Origin of the sequence: Burkholderia singularis (assembly GCF_001718875.1) — a bacterium.
Lineage (GTDB): Bacteria > Pseudomonadota > Gammaproteobacteria > Burkholderiales > Burkholderiaceae > Burkholderia > Burkholderia singularis.
This window is the reverse complement of the sequence record NZ_CP013448.1, coordinates 3433389-3455967: the sequence shown is the minus strand read 5'-3', so window position 1 is coordinate 3455967 and position 22579 is coordinate 3433389. Positions and strand designations below refer to the sequence as shown.

General features: G+C 65.3%; 22 protein-coding genes. 20 read left to right on the top strand and 2 right to left on the bottom strand.

Features of this window, described 5'->3' with window-relative positions:
• The first annotated feature begins 11 nt into the window (after positions 1-11).
• The 18 genes from AQ611_RS15270 (at position 12) to AQ611_RS15185 (ending at position 18528) form a co-directional block, all read left to right on the top strand.
• Positions 12-461, top strand: coding sequence for an HIT family protein (locus tag AQ611_RS15270; RefSeq protein WP_059519544.1), 450 nt, complete (start codon positions 12-14; stop codon positions 459-461).
• Positions 451-867 carry a gamma-butyrobetaine hydroxylase family protein gene (locus AQ611_RS15265; protein ID WP_059519546.1) on the top strand — a complete coding sequence of 139 codons (417 nt, stop codon included), beginning with the start codon at positions 451-453 and terminating at the stop codon, positions 865-867. Before AQ611_RS15270 ends, AQ611_RS15265 begins: the two co-directional genes overlap by 11 nt.
• Before the next feature lie 52 nt (positions 868-919).
• Positions 920-1651: a bifunctional demethylmenaquinone methyltransferase/2-methoxy-6-polyprenyl-1,4-benzoquinol methylase UbiE gene (ubiE, locus tag AQ611_RS15260; RefSeq protein ID WP_059519548.1), complete on the top strand. Its 732-nt coding sequence runs from the start codon at positions 920-922 to the stop codon at positions 1649-1651.
• A 45-nt stretch (positions 1652-1696) separates the two neighbouring features.
• The gene (locus tag AQ611_RS15255; RefSeq protein WP_069234979.1) at positions 1697-2749 is read left to right on the top strand and encodes a Tim44 domain-containing protein; all 1053 of its coding nucleotides are present in this window, start codon (positions 1697-1699) and stop codon (positions 2747-2749) included.
• A 107-nt stretch (positions 2750-2856) separates the two neighbouring features.
• On the top strand, positions 2857-3504 hold the full coding sequence (locus AQ611_RS15250; protein WP_059519551.1) for a ubiquinone biosynthesis accessory factor UbiJ: 648 nt from the start codon (positions 2857-2859) through the stop codon (positions 3502-3504).
• A gap of 12 nt (positions 3505-3516) precedes the next feature.
• The gene (ubiB, locus tag AQ611_RS15245) at positions 3517-5094 is read left to right on the top strand and encodes a ubiquinone biosynthesis regulatory protein kinase UbiB (RefSeq protein WP_059519553.1); all 1578 of its coding nucleotides are present in this window, start codon (positions 3517-3519) and stop codon (positions 5092-5094) included.
• 129 nt (positions 5095-5223) lie between these two features.
• Positions 5224-5889 (top strand): class I SAM-dependent methyltransferase, encoded by a 666-nt coding sequence (locus tag AQ611_RS15240; RefSeq protein WP_069234978.1) that lies wholly within the window; start codon positions 5224-5226, stop codon positions 5887-5889.
• 101 nt (positions 5890-5990) lie between these two features.
• Positions 5991-6362, top strand: a complete 372-nt coding sequence (locus tag AQ611_RS15235) for an FmdB family zinc ribbon protein (RefSeq protein WP_069234977.1) — start codon at positions 5991-5993, stop codon at positions 6360-6362.
• A 70-nt stretch (positions 6363-6432) separates the two neighbouring features.
• On the top strand, positions 6433-7092 hold the full coding sequence (locus tag AQ611_RS15230; protein WP_069234976.1) for a DUF502 domain-containing protein: 660 nt from the start codon (positions 6433-6435) through the stop codon (positions 7090-7092).
• 56 nt (positions 7093-7148) lie between these two features.
• Entirely contained in the window at positions 7149-8951 is a 1803-nt protein-coding gene (gene aspS, locus AQ611_RS15225; RefSeq protein WP_059519561.1) for an aspartate--tRNA ligase, read from the top strand.
• 246 nt (positions 8952-9197) lie between these two features.
• Positions 9198-9674 carry a dihydroneopterin triphosphate diphosphatase gene (nudB, locus tag AQ611_RS15220; RefSeq protein WP_069234975.1) on the top strand — a complete coding sequence of 159 codons (477 nt, stop codon included), beginning with the start codon at positions 9198-9200 and terminating at the stop codon, positions 9672-9674.
• Positions 9671-10951, top strand: coding sequence for a cardiolipin synthase ClsB (gene clsB / locus AQ611_RS15215; RefSeq protein ID WP_069234974.1), 1281 nt, complete (start codon positions 9671-9673; stop codon positions 10949-10951). Before nudB ends, clsB begins: the two co-directional genes overlap by 4 nt.
• A 190-nt stretch (positions 10952-11141) precedes the next feature.
• Positions 11142-11741, top strand: a complete 600-nt coding sequence (locus AQ611_RS15210) for a TetR/AcrR family transcriptional regulator (protein ID WP_059519567.1) — start codon at positions 11142-11144, stop codon at positions 11739-11741.
• Positions 11742-11799: 58 nt separating this feature from the next.
• On the top strand, positions 11800-13587 hold the full coding sequence (locus AQ611_RS15205) for an acyl-CoA dehydrogenase C-terminal domain-containing protein (RefSeq protein WP_069234973.1): 1788 nt from the start codon (positions 11800-11802) through the stop codon (positions 13585-13587).
• Positions 13588-13703: 116 nt separating this feature from the next.
• Positions 13704-16139 (top strand): 3-hydroxyacyl-CoA dehydrogenase/enoyl-CoA hydratase family protein, encoded by a 2436-nt coding sequence (locus tag AQ611_RS15200; protein WP_059519571.1) that lies wholly within the window; start codon positions 13704-13706, stop codon positions 16137-16139.
• A gap of 24 nt (positions 16140-16163) precedes the next feature.
• Complete coding sequence (locus tag AQ611_RS15195) at positions 16164-17363, top strand: acetyl-CoA C-acyltransferase (RefSeq protein WP_059519573.1); 1200 nt, start codon at positions 16164-16166, stop codon at positions 17361-17363.
• Positions 17364-17473: 110 nt separating this feature from the next.
• Positions 17474-18238, top strand: coding sequence for an enoyl-CoA hydratase (locus AQ611_RS15190; RefSeq protein ID WP_069234972.1), 765 nt, complete (start codon positions 17474-17476; stop codon positions 18236-18238).
• 71 nt (positions 18239-18309) lie between these two features.
• Positions 18310-18528, top strand: a complete 219-nt coding sequence (locus AQ611_RS15185; RefSeq protein WP_146011831.1) for a hypothetical protein — start codon at positions 18310-18312, stop codon at positions 18526-18528.
• On the opposite strand, the gene fdhD is transcribed toward AQ611_RS15185, so the two are convergent.
• Positions 18507-19337 carry a formate dehydrogenase accessory sulfurtransferase FdhD gene (gene fdhD, locus AQ611_RS15180; protein WP_069234970.1) on the bottom strand — a complete coding sequence of 277 codons (831 nt, stop codon included), beginning with the start codon at positions 19335-19337 and terminating at the stop codon, positions 18507-18509. The genes AQ611_RS15185 and fdhD overlap by 22 nt on opposite strands.
• A 109-nt stretch (positions 19338-19446) precedes the next feature.
• Here fdhD and AQ611_RS15175 point away from each other — a divergent pair, with 109 nt between their 5' ends.
• The gene (locus AQ611_RS15175; protein WP_069234969.1) at positions 19447-19926 is read left to right on the top strand and encodes a nitrate reductase associated protein; all 480 of its coding nucleotides are present in this window, start codon (positions 19447-19449) and stop codon (positions 19924-19926) included.
• 127 nt (positions 19927-20053) lie between these two features.
• On the opposite strand, the gene AQ611_RS15170 is transcribed toward AQ611_RS15175, so the two are convergent.
• Positions 20054-20455 carry an acyl-CoA thioesterase gene (locus AQ611_RS15170; RefSeq protein WP_059519583.1) on the bottom strand — a complete coding sequence of 134 codons (402 nt, stop codon included), beginning with the start codon at positions 20453-20455 and terminating at the stop codon, positions 20054-20056.
• A gap of 131 nt (positions 20456-20586) precedes the next feature.
• On the opposite strand from AQ611_RS15170, the gene AQ611_RS15165 reads away from it, so the two are divergent.
• Positions 20587-22452, top strand: a complete 1866-nt coding sequence (locus AQ611_RS15165) for an ABCB family ABC transporter ATP-binding protein/permease (protein ID WP_059519585.1) — start codon at positions 20587-20589, stop codon at positions 22450-22452.
• The last annotated feature ends 127 nt before the right edge of the window (positions 22453-22579 follow it).

The following is a 22579-nucleotide window of genomic DNA, read 5'->3' as shown; positions in this document are numbered from 1 at the left end:
AGGATTTGACGATGGATTGCATATTCTGCCGCGAAGACGGCGGCGAGCTGCTTTGGAAGGACGACGCGGTGCGCGTCGTCCTGGCGACGAACGAAACCGACTATCCGGGCTTTTGCCGGGTGATCTGGCAGGCGCACGTTGCCGAGTTTTCCGATTTGTCCGATGCCGAGCGCACGCATTTGATGCGCATCGTCTATGCGGTCGAGCGCGCGGTGCGGCGCGTGATGCAGCCGACCAAGGTGAATCTCGCGAGTCTCGGCAATCAGGTGCCGCATCTGCACTGGCACGTGATTCCGCGCTTTTCGAACGATGCGCATTTCCCGCAGCCGATCTGGGCACCGCGCCAGCGCTCGGTGTCCGACGCGATGCTGCGCCTGCGCGCCGCGCAGGCCACGCTTTTGCACAGCGCGGTGCAGGAAGAGATCGCGCTGTTTGCCGACGGAGGCGCGAATGAGCGCTGATACGGCCGCGGCGGCGCCCGTGCCGTCGGGCATCATCGTGCATGCGGTGTCGCGCGTGCTCGAGCTTCAATATCCGGGCGGCGATACCTACCGCGTGCCGTTCGAGCTGATGCGCGTTTATTCGCCGTCCGCCGAGGTGCGCGGCCACGGCCCCGGCCAGGAAACGCTGCAAACCGGCAAGCGCGACGTGACGATCACGGCGCTCGAGCCGGTCGGCAACTACGCATTGAAGCCGACGTTCTCCGACGGCCATTCGACCGGCATTTATTCATGGGCGTGGCTGTACGAGCTGGCGACCCGGCAAGACGCGCTCTGGCGCGAATATTTCGACAAACTGAAGGCGGCGGGCGTCGAGCGCGACGCGCCGATGCCGGCGGACACCGTGCCGCACGGCCACCGCCATTGAACGACGACGGCGCCGCCACGGCGCCGTTTGCGATGAATAGAGGATCAACGCGATGAGCAAAACCCACTTCGGCTTCGAAACGGTCGACGAGAACGAGAAGGCACAGAAGGTCGCGGGGGTGTTCCACTCGGTCGCGAGCAATTACGACGTGATGAACGACCTGATGTCGGCGGGCCTGCACCGTGCGTGGAAGGCGTTCACGGTCACGCAGGCGAATGTCCGGCCGGGCTTCAAGGTGCTCGACATCGCGGCCGGCACGGGCGACCTGACCAAGGCGTTCGCGAAGGCCGCGGGGCCCACGGGCGAGGTTTGGCATACCGACATCAACGAATCGATGCTGCGTGTCGGCCGGGACCGGTTGCTCGACAAGGGCGTCGTCACGCCGTCGCTGCTATGCGATGCGGAAAAGCTGCCGTTTCCGGACAATTATTTCGACATCGTCACCGTTGCGTTCGGCCTGCGCAACATGACGCACAAGGAGGTGGCGCTGGCCGAGATGCGCCGCGTCACGAAGCCGGGCGGCCGGGTATTCGTGCTCGAATTCTCGAAAGTCTGGGCGCCGCTGAAAAAAGCTTACGATGTCTATTCTTTCAAAGTATTACCGTGGCTTGGCGACAAGATCGCAAAAGATGCCGACAGTTACCGGTATCTTGCCGAATCGATCCGGATGCATCCGGATCAGGACACGCTTAAGGCGATGATGGAACAAGCGGGCCTCGATGCCGTCAAATATTACAATTTGTCAGGTGGCGTGGTAGCTTTACACATCGGAACCAAGTACTAAGGGGTTCTGTCCATACATTTTCCTTACAGTAAGCAGGAGGCTAGCATGTCCGAAACCCGTCCGTCGTTCAACCGAAGCAGGCAGCCGAAGTCGTGGGCGCGACGCATCGGCACGTTCGTGATGGTCGGCCTCCTCGCAGCCGGCACGTTCGCGTCGCTCGATGCCGAAGCCAAGCGCATGGGCGGCGGCCGCAGCATCGGCCGTCAGTCGCAGTCGTTGCAACAGCGGCAGGCGACGCCGCCCGCGCAGCAGCAGCCGATGCAGCAGGCGGCGCCGGCTCAGCCGCCGCGTGCGCAGCCCGCGCCGGCGGCTCAACCCAATCGGTCGCGTTGGCTTGGGCCGATCGCCGGTTTGGCGGCCGGCCTTGGCATTGCCGCGCTGCTATCGCATTTCGGGCTGGGCGGCGCGTTCGCGAGCATGATGGCGAACGTCATCGTGATCGCGCTGCTCGCGATGGTCGGCATTTGGTTGTTCCGCAAACTGGCGGGCCGGCGCGCCGCCCAGCAGCCGGCGTATGCGGGCGGTCAGCCTTCGTCGCTGAACCGCGGCGGCTATGACGCGGCCGATGCGCGTTCGGGTGCGTCGAATGGCGCGTTCGGCGGCGCATTCGGCAGTGCGTCGGCGGGCGCATCGACCAGCGCATCGACCAGCACCGGCAGCGCCTACGCAGGCGAAGCGCAGCGCGTGTTCGGCGGCGGGGTTGCCGCGGCCGTCGCGCCGTCGGTGCCGGCCGGTTTCGACACCGAGACGTTCCTGCGCAACGCGAAGGTTTACTTTGTGCGTCTGCAGGCCGCGTGGGATGAGGGCAATCTGGCCGACATCCGCGAATTCACGACGCCCGAGATGTTCGCCGAAGTGAAGATCGACCTCGACGGGCGCGGTGCCGCCGCGAACCAGACCGACGTCGTGCGGCTCGACGCCGAGTTGCTGTCGGTCGAGGATCGTGGCAGCGAGCACGTCGCGAGCGTGCGCTTCCATGGTCTGATCCGCGAAGCGGCGGGCGCGCCGGCCGAGCCGTTCAACGAAGTGTGGAACCTGTCCAAATCGGGCAGCGCCGGTTGGCTGCTGGCGGGTATTCAGCAGGTAACCGAGCACTGATCGACGTCAGCCGGCGCGTCGCGCCATGCGAGGCCCCGCCCGAACCGACGTTACAATAGAAGCCCGCGCAGGCGCCTTGCCTGCGCGGGCTTTTCTTTGCCAACCAGATGACTTTAGCCGCCAAGCCTTTTGCAGCCGCCGTCAATCATTTGCTCGCCCGTGAGACCTGGGCGCGCGAACGCCTGATTCCCTATGCCGGCAAGACCGCCCGGCTTGACGTTTCACCCGTTGTCCTCGTGCTGCTCGTGCAGCCGGACGGCTATCTCGCCGCGCTCGACGAGCCCGACGCGGGCCATGTCGATGTGTCGATCGCGCTTGCCGGCCATGCGGGCGGCGGCTCATGGGACGCGCTCGGCGCGTTTTTGACGGGCGGCCAGGCGGCGATGATGAAGCATGTGAAGATCGACGGGGACGCTGAGTTCGCGACGCAGATCGCGAAACTCGCCGAGCATTTGCGCTGGGAGCCGGAGGAGGATTTGGCGAGATTCGTCGGCGATGCCGCCGCGCACCGGATCGCGGCATCCGTGCGCTCGGCGGGCGGCCATGCGCGCCGGGCCGGCCGTAACGTGCTCGATTCGATCGCCGAATATTGGCTCGACGAAAACCCGCAGGTAGTGCGCAAGCGCGCGCTTGCCGATTTCGACGCCGAGCTCGCGCGTGCCCGCGATGCGCTCGCGCGCGTCGACAAGCGGATCGAACGGCTGGAGCAAAAAATCGACGCGCGCGCGGGCGGTAGCCCGCGACGCGCGCAATGAGGGCCGCAGGGCATGCGCATTTTCCGTTTCATCAAGATTCTCTATACCGTCGCGCGGTTTGGCCTCGACGAGGTGATGCTGTCCGGCATCCAGAGCCGGCGCGTGAAGCTTCTGCTGCGCATCATGACGATCGGCCGGCGTTTTTCCGATCCGCCGGCGGTGCGGCTGCGCCGCGCGCTCGAAAGCCTCGGGCCGATTTTCGTGAAATTCGGCCAGGTGCTGTCGACGCGGCGCGATCTGCTGCCCGTCGATTTCGCGAACGAGTTGACGAAGCTGCAGGATCAGGTGCCGCCGTTCGATTCGGCGGTGGCGATTGCGCTCATCGAGAAGGCGCTAGGCGCGCGCATCGACGAACTGTTCGACGAGTTCGAGCGTGAGCCGGTTGCGAGCGCGTCGATCGCGCAGGTGCATTTCGCGAAGCTCAAGCAGGGCGTGCATGCGGGCAGGGCGGTCGCGATCAAGGTGTTGCGGCCGAACATGCTGCCCGTCATCGATTCCGATCTCGCGCTGTTGCGCGACATCGCGACCTGGGCCGAGCGGCTGTGGGCCGACGGCCGGCGGCTGAAGCCGCGCGAGGTGGTGGCCGAGTTCGACAAGTATCTGCATGACGAACTCGACCTGATGCGCGAGGCGGCCAACGGCAGTCAGTTGCGCCGCAATTTCGCGGGGCTGGACCTGCTGCTCGTGCCGGAGATGTTCTGGGACTACTCGACCTCGAACGTGCTCGTGATGGAGCGCATGGAGGGCGTGCCGATCGGCCAGATCGATACGCTGCGCAACGCCGGTGTCGACATCAAGAAGCTCGCGCGCGAGGGCGTGGAAATTTTCTTCACGCAGGTGTTCCGCGATGGTTTCTTCCATGCGGACATGCATCCGGGCAACATCCGGGTGAGCCTCGATTCGAAGCACTTCGGCCGCTACGTCGCGCTGGATTTCGGGATCGTCGGCGCGCTGTCCGATTTCGACAAGAACTATCTCGCGCAGAATTTCCTGGCGTTTTTCAAGCGCGACTACCACCGCGTCGCGACGCTGCACCTCGAATCGGGCTGGGTGCCGGCCGATACGCGCGTCGAGGAGCTGGAGAGCGCGATTCGCGCGGTGTGCGAGCCATACTTCGACCGCGCGCTGAAGGACATTTCGCTCGGCCAGGTGCTGATGCGGCTTTTTTCGACGTCGCGCCGCTTCAACGTGGAGATCCAGCCGCAATTGGTGCTGTTGCAGAAGACGATGCTGAACGTCGAGGGGCTCGGCCGCTCGCTCGATCCGGATCTCGATCTGTGGAAGACGGCCAAGCCGTATCTCGAGCGCTGGATGACCGAGCAGATCGGGCTGCGTGGCTGGTACGAGCGCTTCAAGGTCGAGGCGCCGCAATGGAGCAAGACGCTGCCGCAGTTGCCGCGCCTCGTTCACAACGCGCTCGCCGCGCAGCACGATGCGCCGCGCGCGGCGAGCGACGAGCTGATCCGGCAGATTCTCGTCGAACAGAAGCGAACCAACCGGCTGCTGCAGGCTTTGCTCGTGTTCGGGCTCGCAGTCGGCGCGGGCGCGGTGATCGCGCGCGTGCTGATCGTGCTGGCATCGGCGACCTGACGGCGCGGGCGCTGGCGCCGGGGCGCGTCAGCGTGTGGGCAGCGCTCGCGCACGACGAACGCCACCGGCGTTTCGTTTCGTAGGCGAGCGCCGCTGACGTAGGCAAATCCGGGAAAGGCCGGTCAAGCGATGAGTGAGAAAACGAAGACGGACCACGCGGATGGGCGGCGCGCGCTCGACTCGGCGCAGACGAATTCGGCAGCGGCGAATTTGACGACGCGCAATCCCGCCGACGCCGCATTCTGGGACGAGCGCTACGAGCACAGCGTGACGCCGTGGGATCTCGCGAAGGTGCCGGATGCGTTCGCCGCATTCGCGTCGAAGCTCGCGCCGTGCCCGGTGTTGATTCCCGGCTGCGGCAGTGCATATGAGGCGCATTGGCTCGCGCAGGCGGGTTGGCCTGTGCGTGCGATCGATTTCTCCGCACAAGCGGTCGACGCCGCGCGCCGGCAGCTCGGCGAGCATGCCGGCGTGGTCGAGCTGGCGGATTTCTTCACATACGAGCCGCCGCTCGCGCCACAGTGGATCTACGAGCGCGCGTTCCTCTGCGCGATACCCAAGGCGCTCTGGCCGGATTACGCGCGCCGGGTCGCGGCGCTGCTGCCGGCGGGCGGGTTGCTGGCCGGTTTCTTCCTGCTGGGCGCGACGCCGGGCGGGCCGCCGTTCGGCATCGAGCGCGCGCAGATCGACGCGCTTCTCGCGCCGTCGTTCGAACTGATCGACGACGCCCCGGTTGACGAGTCGCTGCCGGTTTTCGGCGGCCGCGAGCGCTGGCTTACCTGGCGCCGGACCTAGCCGCGGTTCGCCCCCGCGCATGCCGGCGGCAGCATTGCGCGTTCGGCTATAATTCGGAGCTTTGCAAGCTTTTCATACCGGTTTTTCTGCGGGAAGATGCCATGCCGATCTACGCCTATCGTTGCGAAGCCTGCGGGTACGCGAAGGATGTGCTTCAGAAGATGAGCGACGCGCCGTTGTCGCAGTGCCCGGAGTGCGGGAAGGATACATTTCGTAAACAGGTCACGGCGGCGGGGTTCCAACTGAAGGGCTCCGGCTGGTACGTGACCGATTTCCGCGGCGGCTCGGGCGGTTCGAACCAGGCGAATCAGGCGCAGGGCGCCGCTGCGGCGGCCGGCGAGACGGCCGCCGGACAATCCGGCGGCAACGCGAACGCGGGCGGCGAGAAGCCGGCGTCGGCCGACAGCTCGGCAGGCAGTGCGGGCGCGGCCAGCACGCCTGCGCCGGCCGCCGCGCCCGCGAGCAGCAGTTGATCGTCGCGCCGCCCGTGTCGGCGGCGCGTTCCGCGCTTGACGCCCCGGCGCGATCTTTCGACGTCAGACGATGAAAAAGACGACCCTCAAATCGGTGTTCCTGACCGGACTTCTCGTTCTCGTGCCGCTCGCGATCACGCTGTGGGTGCTCGGACTCATCATCGGCACGATGGATCAGACCCTGCTGCTGCTGCCGCAATCGTGGCAGCCGGAGCGGCTGCTCGGCTTCCGGCTGCCGGGGATCGGGGCCGTACTGACGCTCGCGTTCATCTTCATCGTCGGGCTCGCGACGCAGAATTTCGTCGGCCAGAAGCTCGTTACCTGGTGGAATGCGGTGGTGCGCCACATTCCGGTCGTCGGGCCGATCTATACGAGCGTCAAGCAGGTGTCCGACACGCTGCTGTCCTCCAGCGGCAATGCGTTCCGCAAGGCGCTGCTGATCGAGTACCCGCGCCGCGGCTCTTATACGATCGCGTTTCTGACCGGCACGCCGGGCGGCGACGTGGTCAATCATCTGAAGAAAGAGTACGTGAGCGTGTACGTGCCGACGACGCCGAACCCGACGTCCGGCTTCTTCCTGATGGTGCCGAAAAGCGAGGTCGTCGAGCTCGATATGTCGGTCGACGCCGCGCTCAAGTACATCGTCTCGATGGGCGTCGTCGCGCCTGCCACACCGGTTGCCGCGCCCGCGCCCGCGCCCGCGCGCCGTCCCGTCGAGCCGCCGATGTAATACCCGGGAGAGAGTGCGGCTCTTCCCGTTGATCACTACGAAAGAAAGCAAACATCATGTCGATGCGAACTGAATACTGCGGTCTCGTGACCGAACACCTGATGGGCCAGACGGTGTCGCTGTGCGGCTGGGTCCACCGCCGCCGCGACCACGGCGGCGTGATCTTCATCGACTTGCGCGATCGCGAAGGTCTCGTGCAGGTGGTGTGCGATCCGGATCGCGCGGAGATGTTCGCGACCGCCGAGGGCGTGCGCAACGAGTTCTGCATCCAGGTCAAGGGCCTCGTGCGCGGCCGGCCGGAAGGCACGATCAACGCGGGCCTGAAGAGCGGCAAGATCGAGGTGCTGTGCCACGAGCTTACCGTGCTGAACGCGTCGGTCACGCCGCCGTTCCAACTCGACGACGACAACCTGTCGGAGACCACGCGCCTTACCCATCGCGTGCTCGACCTGCGCCGTCCGCAGATGCAGCATAACCTGCGGTTGCGCTATCGCGTCGCGATCGAGGCGCGCAAGTATCTCGACGAGCAGGGCTTCATCGACATCGAAACGCCGATGTTGACGAAGAGCACGCCGGAAGGCGCGCGTGACTACCTGGTGCCGTCGCGGGTGAATGCGGGCCAGTTCTTCGCGTTGCCGCAGTCGCCGCAGCTCTTCAAGCAATTGCTGATGGTCGCGAACTTCGACCGCTACTACCAGATCACGAAGTGCTTCCGTGACGAGGATCTGCGCGCCGACCGTCAGCCGGAATTCACGCAGATCGACTGCGAGACGTCGTTCCTCGGCGAGCAGGAAATCCGCGATCTGTTCGAGGACATGATCCGTCACATCTTCAAGACGACGATCGACGTCGAACTCGACGCGAAATTCCCGGTGATGCCGTACTCGGAAGCGATGGCGCGTTTCGGCTCGGATAAGCCGGACCTGCGCGTGAAGCTCGAATTCACCGAGCTGACCGATGCGATGAAGGACGTCGACTTCAAGGTGTTCAGCACGCCGGCCAACGCGAAGGACGGCCGTGTCGCGGCGTTGCGCGTGCCGAAGGGCGGCGAGCTGTCGCGTGGCGATATCGACGGCTACACGGAGTTCGTGCGCATTTACGGCGCGAAGGGGCTTGCGTGGATCAAGGTCAACGAGCGCGCGAAGGGCCGCGACGGCCTGCAAAGCCCGATCGTGAAGAACCTGCACGATGCGTCGATCGCCGCGATCCTCGAGCGCACGGGCGCTGAAGACGGCGACATCATCTTCTTCGCGGCCGACCGCGCGAAGGTCGTCAACGACAGCCTCGGCGCGCTGCGCCTGAAGATCGGCCATTCGGAGTTCGGCAAGGCCAACGGCCTCGTCGAGGCTGGCTGGAAGCCGCTGTGGGTGATCGATTTTCCGATGTTCGAATACGATGACGAGGAAGCGCGCTACGTGGCCGCCCATCATCCGTTCACGAGCCCGAAGGACGAGCATCTCGAATATCTCGAGACCGATCCGGGCCGTTGTCTCGCGAAGGCTTACGACATGGTGCTCAACGGCTGGGAAATCGGCGGCGGCTCGGTGCGTATCCACCGCGAGGAAGTGCAGAGCAAGGTGTTCCGCGCGCTGAAGATCGGCCCGGAAGAAGCGCAGGCCAAGTTCGGCTTCCTGCTCGACGCGTTGCAATACGGCGCGCCGCCGCATGGCGGGATCGCGTTCGGCCTCGACCGGATCGTCACGATGATGGCCGGCGCCGATTCGATCCGCGACGTGATCGCGTTCCCGAAGACGCAGCGCGCGCAGTGTCTGCTCACGCAAGCGCCGAGCCCCGTCGACGAGCGCCAGTTGCGCGAGCTGCATATTCGCTTGCGTCAGCCGGAACAGCCGAAGGCGTGAGCGTGTAGCCGCCGTCGCGAGACGGCTCGGGCCCGCGTTTGCGCGTCGGCGCATGCGGCGGGCCGGCCACGTTGGCGGGCCGATCGAACGAACCGCTCCGGCAATGCAGGCCGGACCACATACAAAGGGCGCAGATGCGCCCTTTGTGTTTTTTCGTCGTCATTTTGCGGTACAGTCGGCGTCATGGCTTCTTGACGGCGCTGCGTCATCCGCCGCATCGAGCGGGCGGGCGCCGATAACATCCTGATGACGAAACCGCCGAAAATTCCCGAATCCGTTCTCGTCGTGATCCACACGCGCGCGCTCGACGTGCTCATCATCAAGCGTGCCGATCAGCCCGATTTCTGGCAATCCGTGACAGGATCGAAGGACACGCTGGATGAGCCGCTCGCTTTGACCGCCGCGCGCGAAGTCGCCGAGGAGACGGGTATCGTCGTCGGCAGCGCGGGCGTGCCGGCCGACGCGCTCGTCGATTGGCGGCACCAGATCGAATACACGATCTACCCGCATTACCTGCACCGCTACGCCCCTGGCGTCACGCGCAACACCGAGCATTGGTTCAGCCTCGAGGTGCCGGCGCGCATCGACGTGACGTTGTCGCCGCGCGAACACACCGACTACCTGTGGCTGCCTTACCGCGAAGCCGCCGCACGCTGCTATTCGCCGTCGAACGCCGAAGCGATCCTGCAATTGCCGCAGCGCATCGGCGCACGCGCCGCATGAGCGCGCGCGCGCGGCGCCGGCTCGCGCAGTGGCGGCGGATGTTCGCGCGACAGCGCGGTTCCGCGTCGCGGCTCGCGTTCACGTCCGGCAATACGGTGCGGCTTTGCCAGGGCGGCGAAGCATTCTTTCCCGCGCTGATCGCACGGATCGACGCGGCGCGCAGCGAGGTCGCGCTCGAAACCTACATATTCTGCGACGACCCGGTGGGACGCGCGGTCTCCGATGCGCTGTTGCGCGCGGCGCAGCGCGGCGTGCGCGTGCGGGTGATCACCGACGGCATCGGCACGGCGCGGCTGCCGCTGTTTGGCGAGTGGGCGTCGGCGGGCATCGAGCACCGGATCTACAATCCTTATCTGTTCGGCCGTTTCGGCTTCTCGCGCACCCATCGCAAGCTCGCGTTCATCGACGATGCCCATGCGTTCTGCGGCGGCATCAACATCGTCGACGACTACGACCAGAACGGCACGCGGCTGCCGTTTCCGCGCTGGGATTTCGCGCTGGAACTGCAAGGGCCTGTCGTTGCCGACGTGCGCGCCGCGTTCGAAGTTCAGTGGTATCGGATCGCCGTCGGGCACAAGCGCTATGCGGACGATCTTTTGCCGGGCAGTCATGCCGACCGCGCCGCGTTTGCCGCGCGCTTTCGCCGCTGGATGCGCAGCCACCGCTGGGTGAAGGCGGGTGCGTTGCGCGTCGTGACCGAGCCGAGCGTCGCGTTCGTCGCGCGCGACAACGTGCTGAACCGTCGCGCGATCGAAAAGGCGTATCTCGCGGCGATCGGCCGCGCGCGGCAGGCGATTCTGCTCGCGAATCCGTATTTCATGCCGGGCAGAAAGCTGCGGCGCGCGCTGACCGGCGCCGCGCGCCGTGGCGTCGACGTGCGGATTCTGATCGGACGCAACGAGTTCGCGTCGCTCGATATGGCGGTGCCGTTCCTCTATCATGCATTGCTGCGCGCGGGCGTGCACGTGGCCGAATACGACAAGACGATGTTGCACGGCAAGGTCGCGGTGATCGACGATCACTGGGCGACGGTCGGCTCGTCCAACCTCGACGCGCTGAGCCTGATGTTGAACAATGAGGCGAACGTTGTGCTCGTCAGACATCGTGACGAAATTGCCGCGCTGCGCAATGCGATCGCCGACGCATTCGCCGACGGCCGCGCGATCGATCCGGCACGCTATGCGGTGCGGCCGGCGGTCGAACGGTTCGTCAATTGGTTTGCCTATACCGTGTATCGTGGCGCGATGAAGCTGCTCACGGTCGGCGGCTACGACTAAGCGCCCGCTTAATTGCGTGCGCGTGCCGGGATTCCCGCGGGGTCCCGCTCATCGGTGAACGGGCTTTGTGAAACGACGGGCCGGTTAGAAACCGATTTCTAATAATTTCCTTGTTTCGCCAGCGGCCGCACTCAATAATAGTACGGCCGTTCGATTTTATTCAGCCAATAGGAACGGTTACTAAAAAGCTATGCGAAAAGGCGAACAGACGCGTGCCGCAATCCTCGATGCAGCGTTGGACTTGGCGAGCCGTGACGGGCTCGAAGGCCTGACGATCGGCATGTTGGCCGAACGGATGCAAATGAGCAAGAGCGGTGTGTTTGCGCACTTCGGGTCGCGCGACGATTTGCAGGTCGAGGTCGTGCGCGAGTATCACCGCCGCTTCGAGGAGGAGGTGTTCTTCCCGAGCCTGCGCGAGCCGCGCGGTCTGCCGCGCTTGCGTGCGATGCTGGCTCGCTGGATGGAGAAGCGCATCCAGGAGGTGACGACGGGATGCATCTACATCAGCGGGGCTGTCGAGTACGACGATCGTCCGGACAGCCCCGTGCGCGAACAACTGTTCGCGAGCGTGCGGACCTGGCGCACCGCGTTGCTGCGAGCGATTTCGCAGGCGAAGGAAGAGGGGCATCTGCGCCCGGATACCGATCCGGACCTGATGCTGTTCGAGTTGTACAGTTTCACGCTCGGTCTGCACCACGACGCCCGTTTCCTGCATCTGCCGGGCGCCGTGAGCCTCACGTGGGCCGCGCTTGAAAAGACGATTGTTTCGTACCAGAGCGAGAGCCGTTAGCGGTCATCAGTGAGTCCGCCGGGAGCTTGAGCCGATTGCCATTCTTGGAGAGAGAGTCATGGGACAGTACGCCGCGCCGTTGCGCGACATGCAATTCGTGTTGCACGAGCTTCTGAATGTCGAAGCCGAGGTCAAGCAGATGCCGAAGCACGCGGATCTCGACGCCGACACGATCAACCAAGTGCTCGAGGAGGCGGGCAAGTTCTGCTCGGAAGTGATTTATCCGCTCAACCAGGTTGGCGATCGCGAAGGCTGCACCTATGCCGGCGATGGCGTCGTGACGACGCCGACGGGTTTCAAGCAAGCGTATCAGCAGTACGTCGAGGCCGGCTGGCCGGCACTCGGCTGCGATCCGGACTACGGCGGCCAGGGGCTGCCAGCGTTCGTCAACAACGCGCTGTATGAAATGCTGAACTCGGCGAACCAGGCATGGACGATGTATCCGGGCCTGTCGCACGGCGCTTACGAGTGCCTGCACGCGCACGGCGCGCCCGAGTTGCAGAAGCAATATCTGCCGAAGCTCGTTTCCGGCGAATGGACCGGGACGATGTGTCTGACCGAGCCGCACTGCGGCACCGATCTCGGTATCCTGCGCACGAAGGCCGAGCCGAACAGCGACGGCTCGTATGCGATCTCCGGCACCAAGATCTTCATTTCGAGCGGCGAGCACGACATGTCGTCGAACATCGTCCACCTCGTGCTCGCGCGCCTGCCGGACGCGCCCAAGGGCACGAAGGGCATTTCGCTGTTCATCGTGCCGAAGTTCATCCCCGATGCGTCGGGCGAGCCGGGCGAGCGCAATGGCATCAAGTGCGGTTCGATCGAGCACAAGATGGGCATTCACGGCAATTCGACCTGCGTGATGAACCTCGACAACGCGAAGGGCTGGCTGGTCGGCGAGCCGAACAAGGGCTTGAACGCGATGTTCGTGATGATGAACGCCGCGCGTCTGGGCGTCGGGATGCAGGGCCTGGGCCTTACCGAAGTCGCGTATCAGAATTCGCTCGCCTATGCGAAGGAGCGGCTGCAGATGCGTTCGCTGACGGGCCCGAAGGCGCCGGACAAGCCGGCCGATCCGATCATCGTTCATCCGGACGTGCGCCGCATGCTGCTCACGCAGAAGGCCTACGCGGAAGGCGCGCGCGCGTTCACTTACTGGTCGGCTCTGCAGATCGACAAATACCTGTCGCATTCGGACGAAGCGGTGAGAAAGGATGCGGACGATCTCGTCGCGCTGCTCACGCCGGTCATCAAGGCGTTCCTGACCGACAACGCGTTCGAATGCACGAACCACGCGATGCAGGTGTTCGGCGGCCACGGCTTCATTTCCGAATGGGGAATGGAGCAGTACGTGCGCGACGCGCGGATCAACATGATCTATGAAGGCACGAACTCGGTTCAGGCGCTCGACCTGCTCGGGCGCAAGGTGCTCGGCGACATGGGCGCGAAGCTCAAGAAGTTCGGCAAGATCGTCACCGAGTTCGTCGAGGCCGAAGGCGTGAAGCCGGAGATGTCCGAATTCATCACGCCGCTGGCCGACATCGGCGAGAAGGTGCAGAAGCTGACGATGGAAATCGGCATGAAGGCGATGCAGAACCCGGATGAAGTCGGCGCGGCGGCCGTGCCGTACCTGCGCACCGTCGGCCATCTGGTGTTCGCGTATTTCTGGGCGCGCATGGCGCGCATCGCGCTCGACAAGGAAGCGTCGGGCGATCCGTTCTACAAATCGAAGCTTGCGACCGCGCGTTTCTATTTCGCGCGTCTGTTGCCGGAAACGGCCGCGTCGATCCGCCTCGCCCGCGCAGGCTCGAAGACGTTGATGGAAGTCGACGAAGCACTGTTCTGATGCGACGAGATCCGGGCGGCGGCCGCCGCCCGGACAAACCGAATTCGTAGCACTCATTTGCCGCACGCGGCGCTTACCGCCCCGCGATTCGCGGCTCAATCCGGAGAGAGAGTACTGTGAGCAAATTCAACATTCGCAAGGTCGCCGTGCTGGGCGCCGGCGTGATGGGAGCGCAGATCGCCGCGCATCTCGTCAATGCGCGCGTGCCGGTGCTGCTGTTCGATCTGCCCGCCAAGGAAGGTCCGAAGAACGGCATCGCGTTGAAGGCGATCGAGGGCTTGAAGAAGCTGTCGCCGGCGCCGTTCGGCGTGAAGGACGACGCGCAATATCTCGAGCCCGCGAACTATGACGACGACATCGCGAAGCTCGCCGAATGCGATCTCGTGATCGAGGCGATTGCCGAGCGGATGGACTGGAAGCACGATTTGTACAAGAAGGTCGCGCCGCATATCGCGCCGAACGCGATTTTCGCGACCAACACGTCGGGCCTGTCGATCACGAAGCTGTCCGACGGTTTCGCCGACGAGTTGAAGGCGCGTTTCTGCGGCGTGCATTTCTTCAACCCGCCGCGCTACATGCACCTGGTCGAACTGATCCCGACCGCCCATACGCGCCCCGAGATTCTCGACCAGCTCGAGACCTTCCTGACGAGCGTCGTCGGCAAGGGCGTGGTGCGCGCGAAGGATACGCCGAACTTCATTGCGAACCGCGTCGGCATCTTCTCGATTCTCGCGGTGATCACCGAGGCCGAGAAGTTCGGCCTGCGTTTTGACGAAGTCGACGATCTGACGGGCAGCCGTCTGGGCCGCGCGAAGTCGGCGACGTTCCGCACCGCGGACGTGGTCGGCCTCGACACGATGGCGCACGTGATCAAGACGATGCAGGACAATCTCGCCGACGATCCGTTCTTCCCGGTCTACAAGACGCCGGCCGTGCTCGCGAAGCTCGTCGAGCAGGGCGCGCTGGGTCAGAAGTCGGGCGGCGGTTTCTACAAGAAGGAAGGCAAGGCGATCAAGGTGCTCGATCCGAAAACGGGCACCTACGTCGACGGCGGCGCCAAGGCGGACGAGACCGTCGCGCGCATTCTGAAGCGCCCGCCGGCCGAACGCCTGAAGCTGCTGCGCGAGACGCAGCATCCGCATGCGCAGTTCCTGTGGTCGATCTTCCGTGACGTGTTCCACTACATCGCGTTCCACCTCGAATCGATCGCCGACAATGCGCGCGACGTCGACCTCGCGATCCGCTGGGGCTTCGGCTGGAGCGACGGTCCGTTCGAAGGCTGGCAGGCTGCGGGCTGGAAGCAGATCGCCGAGTGGGTGCAGGAGGACATCGCGGCCGGCAAGACGCTTGCGAACGTGCCGCTGCCCGCATGGGTGCTCGAAGGCCCGGTCGCCGAGAAGGGCGGCGTGCATACGGAGGAAGGCTCGTGGTCGCCGGCCGCGAAGGCTTTCGTGCCGCGCTCGACGCTGCCCGTCTATGAGCGTCAGGTATTCCGTGCGCCGCTTCTGGGCGAAACCGGCCGCGATCCGCTCAAGTTCGGCAAGACGCTCGCCGAGAACGATTCGGTGCGCATCTGGGTCGATGACCGCGCGGGAGAGGACGATGTCGTGATCGTGTCGTTCAAGACGAAGATGAACACGATCGGCGCGGGCGTGATCGACGGCCTCGCGCAGGCGATCGAGTTGGCCGAGAAGGATTACAAGGCGGTGGTGGTCTGGCAGCCGTCGTCGTTGAAGCTGGGCAACCCGGGCGGGCCGTTCTCGGCCGGCGCGAACCTGGAAGAGGCGATGCCCGCGTTCATGATGGGCGGCGCGAAGGGTATCGAGCCGTTCGTGAAGAAATTCCAGGATGGCCTGATGCGTGTCAAGTACGCGAACGTGCCGGTTGTCGCGGCGGTGTCGGGCCTGGCGCTCGGCGGCGGCTGCGAGCTGATGCTGTCCAGCGCGAAGCGCGTCGCGCACGTCGAGAGCTACATCGGCCTCGTCGAGGTCGGCGTCGGTCTCGTGCCGGGAGGCGGCGGCCTGAAGGAAGCGGCGGTGCGTGCGGCTGAAGCGGCCGCGGCGGCGAACGCGACCAACGACTTGCTGAAGTTCCTCACGAAACCGTTCGAGAACGCGGCGACGGCGAAGGTCTCGATGTCCGCGCACGAGGCGCGCGCGATGGGCTATCTGAAGCCGTCGGACACGATCGTCTTCAATGTATTCGAGCTGCTCGATATCGCGAAGAAGGAAGCGCGGGCGCTTGCCGACGCGGGATATCGTCCGCCGCTGAAGGCGAAGGCGATTCCGGTCGCGGGCCGCTCGGGCATCGCGACCATCAAGGCGCAGCTCGTCAATCTGCGTGATGGCCGCTTCATCAGCGATCACGATTTCCTGATCGCGAGCCGCATTGCCGAAGCGGTGTGCGGCGGCGACGTCGAAGGCGGCAGCACGGTCGACGAAGACTGGCTGCTTGCGCTCGAACGCCGTGCGTTCGTCGAGCTGCTCGGCACGCAAAAGACGCAGGAGCGGATCATGGGCATGTTGCAGACCGGCAAGCCGGTCCGGAACTAACTGAGCCTTGCAAAGGAGCCTGAAATGAGCAAACAGTTGCAAGACGCATACATCGTCGCCGCAAGCCGCACGCCGATTGGCAAGGCGCCGCGCGGTGCATTCAAGAACACGCGCCCGGAAGAGCTGCTGGTCCACGCGATCAAGGCCGCGGTGGCGCAAGTGCCGGAGTTCGACACGAAGCTGATCGAGGACGCGATCGTCGGCTGCGCGATTCCGGAGGCCGAGCAGGGCCTGAACGTCGCCCGGATGGGTGCGTTGCTGGCGGGCCTGCCGCAGACGGTCGGCGGCGTGACGGTCAACCGCTTCTGCGCGTCGGGCGTCACCGCGCTTGCGATGGCGGCGGACCGCATTCGCGTCGGCGAATCGGACGCGATTTTCGCGGCCGGCACCGAATCGATGAGCATGGTGCCGATGATGGGCAACAAGCCGTCGATGTCGCCGCATATCTTCGATCGCAGCGAGGACTTCGGGATTGCCTACGGGATGGGCCTGACGGGCGAGCGCGTCGCGGACCAGTGGAAGGTGAGCCGCGAGGACCAGGATGCGTTTTCGCTCGAATCGCACCGCCGGGCAATCGCCGCGCAGCAGGCGGGCGAATTCGCCGACGAGATCGCGCCGTACACGATCACCGAGCGCTTCCCGGATCTCGCAACGGGCGAGATCGTCGTGAAGACGCGCGAATTGAAGCTCGACGAAGGTCCGCGCGCGGACACGTCGCTCGAAGCGCTCGCGAAACTGCGCCCGACGTTCGCGAACAAGGGTTCGGTAACGGCGGGCAACAGCTCGCAGACGTCGGACGGCGCGGGTGCGCTGCTCGTCGTGTCGGAGAAGGTGCTCAAGCAATTCAACCTGACGCCGCTCGCACGCTTCGTCAGCTTCGCGGTGCGCGGCGTGCCGCCGGAAATCATGGGCATCGGTCCGAAGGAAGCGATTCCGGCCGCGCTGAAGGCCGCGGGCCTGAAACAGGACGATATCGACTGGATCGAGCTGAACGAGGCGTTTGCCGCGCAATCGCTTGCCGTGATCCGCGAACTCGGCCTCGATCCGGCCAAGGTGAACCCGCTTGGCGGCGCGATCGCGCTCGGCCATCCGCTCGGCGCGACGGGCGCGATTCGCGCTGCGACGGTCGTGCACGGCCTGCGCCGTCGCAACCTGAAGTATGGGATGGTGACGATGTGCGTCGGCACCGGCATGGGCGCGGCGGGCATCATCGAGCGGCTCTGACCGGAACTCGCATGGCATGACGACGGTGCGCGGGCAGCCAGCTCGCGCACCGTTTTTTTTGAACGAGACAGTCGGGGCGTCTGTGCAAGCGGCCCCAGGAGACGATTCAGATGGATATCCAGCTCGAAAACGCCGACGGTGTGCTGACGATCACGCTCGCGCGCCCGGCGAAGCGCAATGCGATCACGTTGGCGATGTATCAGACGATGGCCGACGCGCTCAAGTCGGCGCGCGAAGACAAATCGGTGCGCGCGGTCCTGATTCGCGGCAGCGACGGCCACTTCACCGCCGGCAACGATCTCGAGGATTTCATGAAGACGCCGCCGAAGGATCAGGACGCGCCCGTGTTCCAGTTCCTGCGGCAGATCAGTACGCTGGAGAAGCCGATCGTCGCGGCGGTCGAGGGCGTGGCGGTCGGCATCGGCGTGACGATGCTGCTGCATTGCGATCTCGTCTACGCGGCCGATACCGCGCAATTGTCGCTGCCGTTCGTGCAGCTCGCGCTGTGCCCGGAAGCGGCGTCGAGCCTGCTGCTGCCGCGTCTTTCCGGCTATCAGGTGGCGGCCGAGAAGCTTTTGCTCGGCGAGCCGTTCGATGCGCTCGAAGCGCACCGCATCGGCCTCGTGAACCGCGTGCTGCCGGCGGCCGAACTCGGTGCGTTCGCGGCGAAGCAGGCGGCCAAGCTCGTTGCGCTGCCGGCGTCGTCGCTGCGCGTGACGAAGGCGCTGCTCAGAGCGACGGAAGGTGCCGCCATTGCCACGCGGATGACGGACGAAGCCGAGCACTTCGGCGCGATGTTGCGCTCGCCCGAAGTGCGCGAAGCGATCAGCGCATTCTTCGAAAAGCGTAAGCCGGATTTCCAGCAGTTCGACTGATCGGTGCGTGCGGTGAAGCGGCGGCGTGCGAATGCGGCAGCACGCGCGATCGCCGTGTGGCGCTTGCCGCGTTGTCCGCGATTGGCGTCGCGCAGCGGCTTGCGTTCGGCAATCTGTTCGATGCGGTGTTCGGTGCTCAGCGCTCGGTGGCCGGCGCCCGGCATCCGGCGCTCAGTGCTCGATGCCCGGCACCCGTGTCGCAACGTGCGTTGAGTGCGAATGCAGCGGCTGTTTGCGCACGCGCGCCGCTTGACGGCGAGGCGGGTTCCTATGCATCGGCGGTGCCGTAATCGACATAGCCGGCTTCCCGGCAGAAGCTCACGAGCCGCAGCCCGGCCTGGCGCGCAATTTCGACGGCAAGCGACGACGGCGCGGAGATCGTCGCGACCATCGGAATGCCGACGCGTGCGGACTTACGCACAAGCTCATAGCTTGCCCGGCTCGACAGGAATACGAAGCCGTCGGTCGTATCCGCGCGTTCGAGCGCGAGCGTGCCGATCAGTTTGTCGAGCGCGTTGTGGCGGCCGACGTCCTCGAATGCGTGCCGGATTGCTCCTGCCGCGTCGCACCACGCGGCCGCGTGCAGGCCGCCTGTTTGCTGCGTGAGCGTTTGGTGCGCGGGGAACTCGCGTGCGGCGCGCGCGATTGCGTCCGGCGCGACCCGCGCGAGAAAGCCGCGGTCCGGCATGCGCTGCGGCGCGAGATCAAGCAGATCGATGCTCTCGATGCCGCACACGCCGCAGCCGGTTCTGCCGGCGAGCGCGCGGCGCCGCTCCTTCAGGGCGGCGAACGCCTTCTGGACCACCGTCAACTGGACTTCGGCATGCGGGACTGGGCCGCCGCCGTGCAGCACCACATCGATATCCTTCACGTCGCTGCCTCGCTCGACGATGCCTTCCGACAGCGCGAAGCCCACTGCGAATGCCTCGAGATCGCGCGGTGTGCACATCATCACCGCGTGCGAGATGCCGTTGAAGACGAGCGCGACGGGCCATTCCTGGCCGACGCGATCGAAGGTCGCGTCGATCGCGTCGCCGCGCCGGCGGCGCACCGGCAGTTCGACGACGCCGCTGGGTTCGGCGGCTTCGGACAGCTTCACGGCAGGCTCCTTATACGGATCGGCGGGCGGCGGTACTCGCCGCCCGCGGAGGTTCTAAAATACTCCAGACGGGCACAATGGGTCGGCAATCGCCAGGATGGGGGCAAACATGGGGCTGAGCAACGCGCCGCTGCTGTTCAATTTCGAGGTCGTTTCATCGCAAGGGCTGACTTATATTCCGATGATCGTGCGTTTCAATCTCGATCGCTTCGGGCTGCGGATCTCGCTCGAGCAGTGGCAGAGGCTGCCGATCGAGGATCGCAAGCTGCTTGCGCGTTTCCCGGCCGACGAAGACGTCGCGATCGAGCCGAATTTCGATCACGCGCTCTTCGAGATGCTGCGCACGCATGCGAGCGTCGAGCCGAGCTGGTTTCAACCCGAAGAGCATCCGGCGTGGCGTAACGCCGATGCGGTGCCGGACGCGCTCGTCGCGCAAAGCGCGCTTGCCGGGCTGCCGGCGCCGTCGGCCGCGCAGTGGTCCGCGCTCACGCCGTTTCAACGCTACGTGCTGACAAAGCTGTCGCGCAAGCCGAAGCTCAACCACGACTTTATCCCGGCGATGCGCGAATTCGGGCTCGCCGCATCATGAATCGAACTGTGCCGCTCCGGCGAGGTGTACAGCGGCGCGTAACCGTATATGCATGTGGCGCGCGCGGCGTGCCGGACGAGGACGGCAGCGTATGCGCCGCGCAAGCGGGCCGCATGCGCGGCCGCGCTTATTCGAGGGGCGGCAGCGGGCGCGGGCGGCGGTCGTTGCCGGTCGCGACGTAGGTGAGCGTTGCTTCGGTGACCTTGACGACCTCGCTCATGAGGCTTAGCCGCTGCGCATACACCTCGACTTCCACCGTCACCGACGTATTGCCCGTCTTCACGATACGCGCATAGAAGCTCAGCAAGTCGCCGACGAATACCGGTTGCTTGAACAGAAACGAATTGACCGCGACCGTCGCGACCCGCCCGTTCGCTCGGCGGCTTGCCGGAATCGAGCCCGCGATATCGACCTGCGACATGATCCAGCCGCCGAATACGTCGCCGTGGACGTTGGCGTCGGACGGTTGCGGCACGACGCGCAGCGCGGGCGGTTCTTGCGGGAGTTCGGGCAGGGACGAATCGGTCATGGTTGAAGCTTCCATCTTGTAAGAAACGGGCCGGCATGGGCGGTCAGCGGCGCATCCCGGCTTCTGCGACAATACGGCAATCCGGAAATTGTACGAGAAAGTTCGCCGACGCACCGTTCGGCCGATTCCCCATGCGCCGTTATTCCGCTTCCTCCGAGCCCGCGCCGGCGGCCGCCGGGCCACGCAACGACTGGCAGACGATCCGCTCGCTGCTGCCTTACCTGACGGCTTATAAATGGCGCGTTGCGTTCGCGCTCGCGTGCCTGATCGGCGCGAAGCTCGCCAATCTCGGCGTGCCCATCGTCATGAAGCGGATCGTCGACAGTCTCGCGGCCGTTCATCAGCTCACCGCGCTTGGCCGCGCCGAGCAGTCGGCGGGCATCGTGCTCGCGGGCGGCATCGGGCTGCTCGTGATCGCGTATGCGCTCGTGCGGCTGTCGACGTCGCTGTTCACCGAGCTGCGCGAGATCCTGTTTTCGAAGGTCACTGAGAGCGCGGTGCGGCGGCTTGCGCTGCAGGTGTTCCGGCATCTGCACGGACTGTCGCTGCGATTTCATCTGGAGCGGCAGACGGGCGGCATGTCGCGCGACATCGAGCGCGGCACGCGCGGTATCCAGCAGCTCATTTCCTACTCGCTGTACAGCATTCTGCCGACGCTCGTCGAAGTGGGGCTCGTGCTCGGCTTTTTCGCGTTCCGGTATGACGCCTACTATGCGTATGTGACGCTCGCGGCGCTCGTCGCTTATATCGCGTTCACGGTGAAGGTGACGGAGTGGCGCACGCATTTCCGGCGCACGATGAACGAACTCGATTCGCGGGCGAATGCGCGTGCGATCGATTCGCTGATCAACTACGAGACCGTCAAGTATTTCGGCAACGAGGAATGGGAAGCGCGGCGCTACGACGAGAATCTCGCGCGCTTTCGCCGTGCGGCGATCCGCTCGCAGCATTCGCTGTCGCTGCTCAACTTCGGGCAGCAGGCGATCATCGGCACGGGGCTCGTGTTCATCCTGTGGCGCGCGACCCAGGGCGTGCTTGCCGGCAAGCTCACGCTTGGCGATCTCGTATTGATCAACACCTTCATGCTGCAGCTCTACATTCCGCTTAATTTCCTCGGCGTCATCTATCGTGAGCTGAAGCAGAGCCTGACCGACATGGACCGGATGTTCGGGCTGCTGTCGGCCGCGCGCGAGGTCGACGACGCGCCCGGCGCGCCGGCGCTCGACGTGCGCGGCGCGGCACTGCGTTTCGCGCATGTGAACTTCGGCTACGATCCGTCGCGGCAGATCCTGCACGACGTCGATTTCACGATCGCGGCCGGCACGACGACCGCGGTGGTCGGCCATAGCGGCTCGGGCAAATCGACGCTGGCGCGGCTGCTGTTTCGCTTCTACGATCTGGACCGGACGACGGGCGGCGCGATCATGATCGACGGGCAGGACATCCGCGACGTGAAACAGGATTCGCTGCGCGCATCGATCGGGATCGTGCCGCAGGACACCGTGCTCTTCAACGACACGATCTACTACAACATCGCCTACGGCCGGCCGAGCGCGACGCGCGACGAGGTGATCGCCGCAGCGCGCGCGGCTCATCTTCATGCGTTCGTCGAGAGTTTGCCGAAAGGCTATGACACGCCGGTCGGCGAGCGCGGGCTCAAGCTGTCGGGCGGCGAGAAGCAGCGCGTCGCGATCGCGCGCACGATTCTGAAGAACCCGCCGATCCTGGTGTTCGACGAGGCGACGTCCGCGCTCGATTCGCGTTCCGAGCGCGCGATCCAGCACGAGCTGGAGCAGATCGCGCGGCATCGGACGACGCTCGTGATCGCGCATCGTCTGTCGACCGTCGTGCATGCCGATCAGATTCTCGTGATGGATCATGGGCGCATCGTCGAGCGCGGCACGCACGATGCGTTGCTGCGCGCGCATGGGCTGTATGCGCAGATGTGGGCGTTGCAGCAGCGCGCGGCCGAGCAGGGGGCGGCGCAGCAGGCGTGATGATGCCGGCGTCGCGCGTGGCGTCCCAGCGCGGCAGATCGAACGGCGGCGGGACCGTGCATGAATGCCGGCGCGGCGTGCGCGATTGCACCGTGAGGCCCGACTTTGCGCGCCGCCGTTTTCCGCC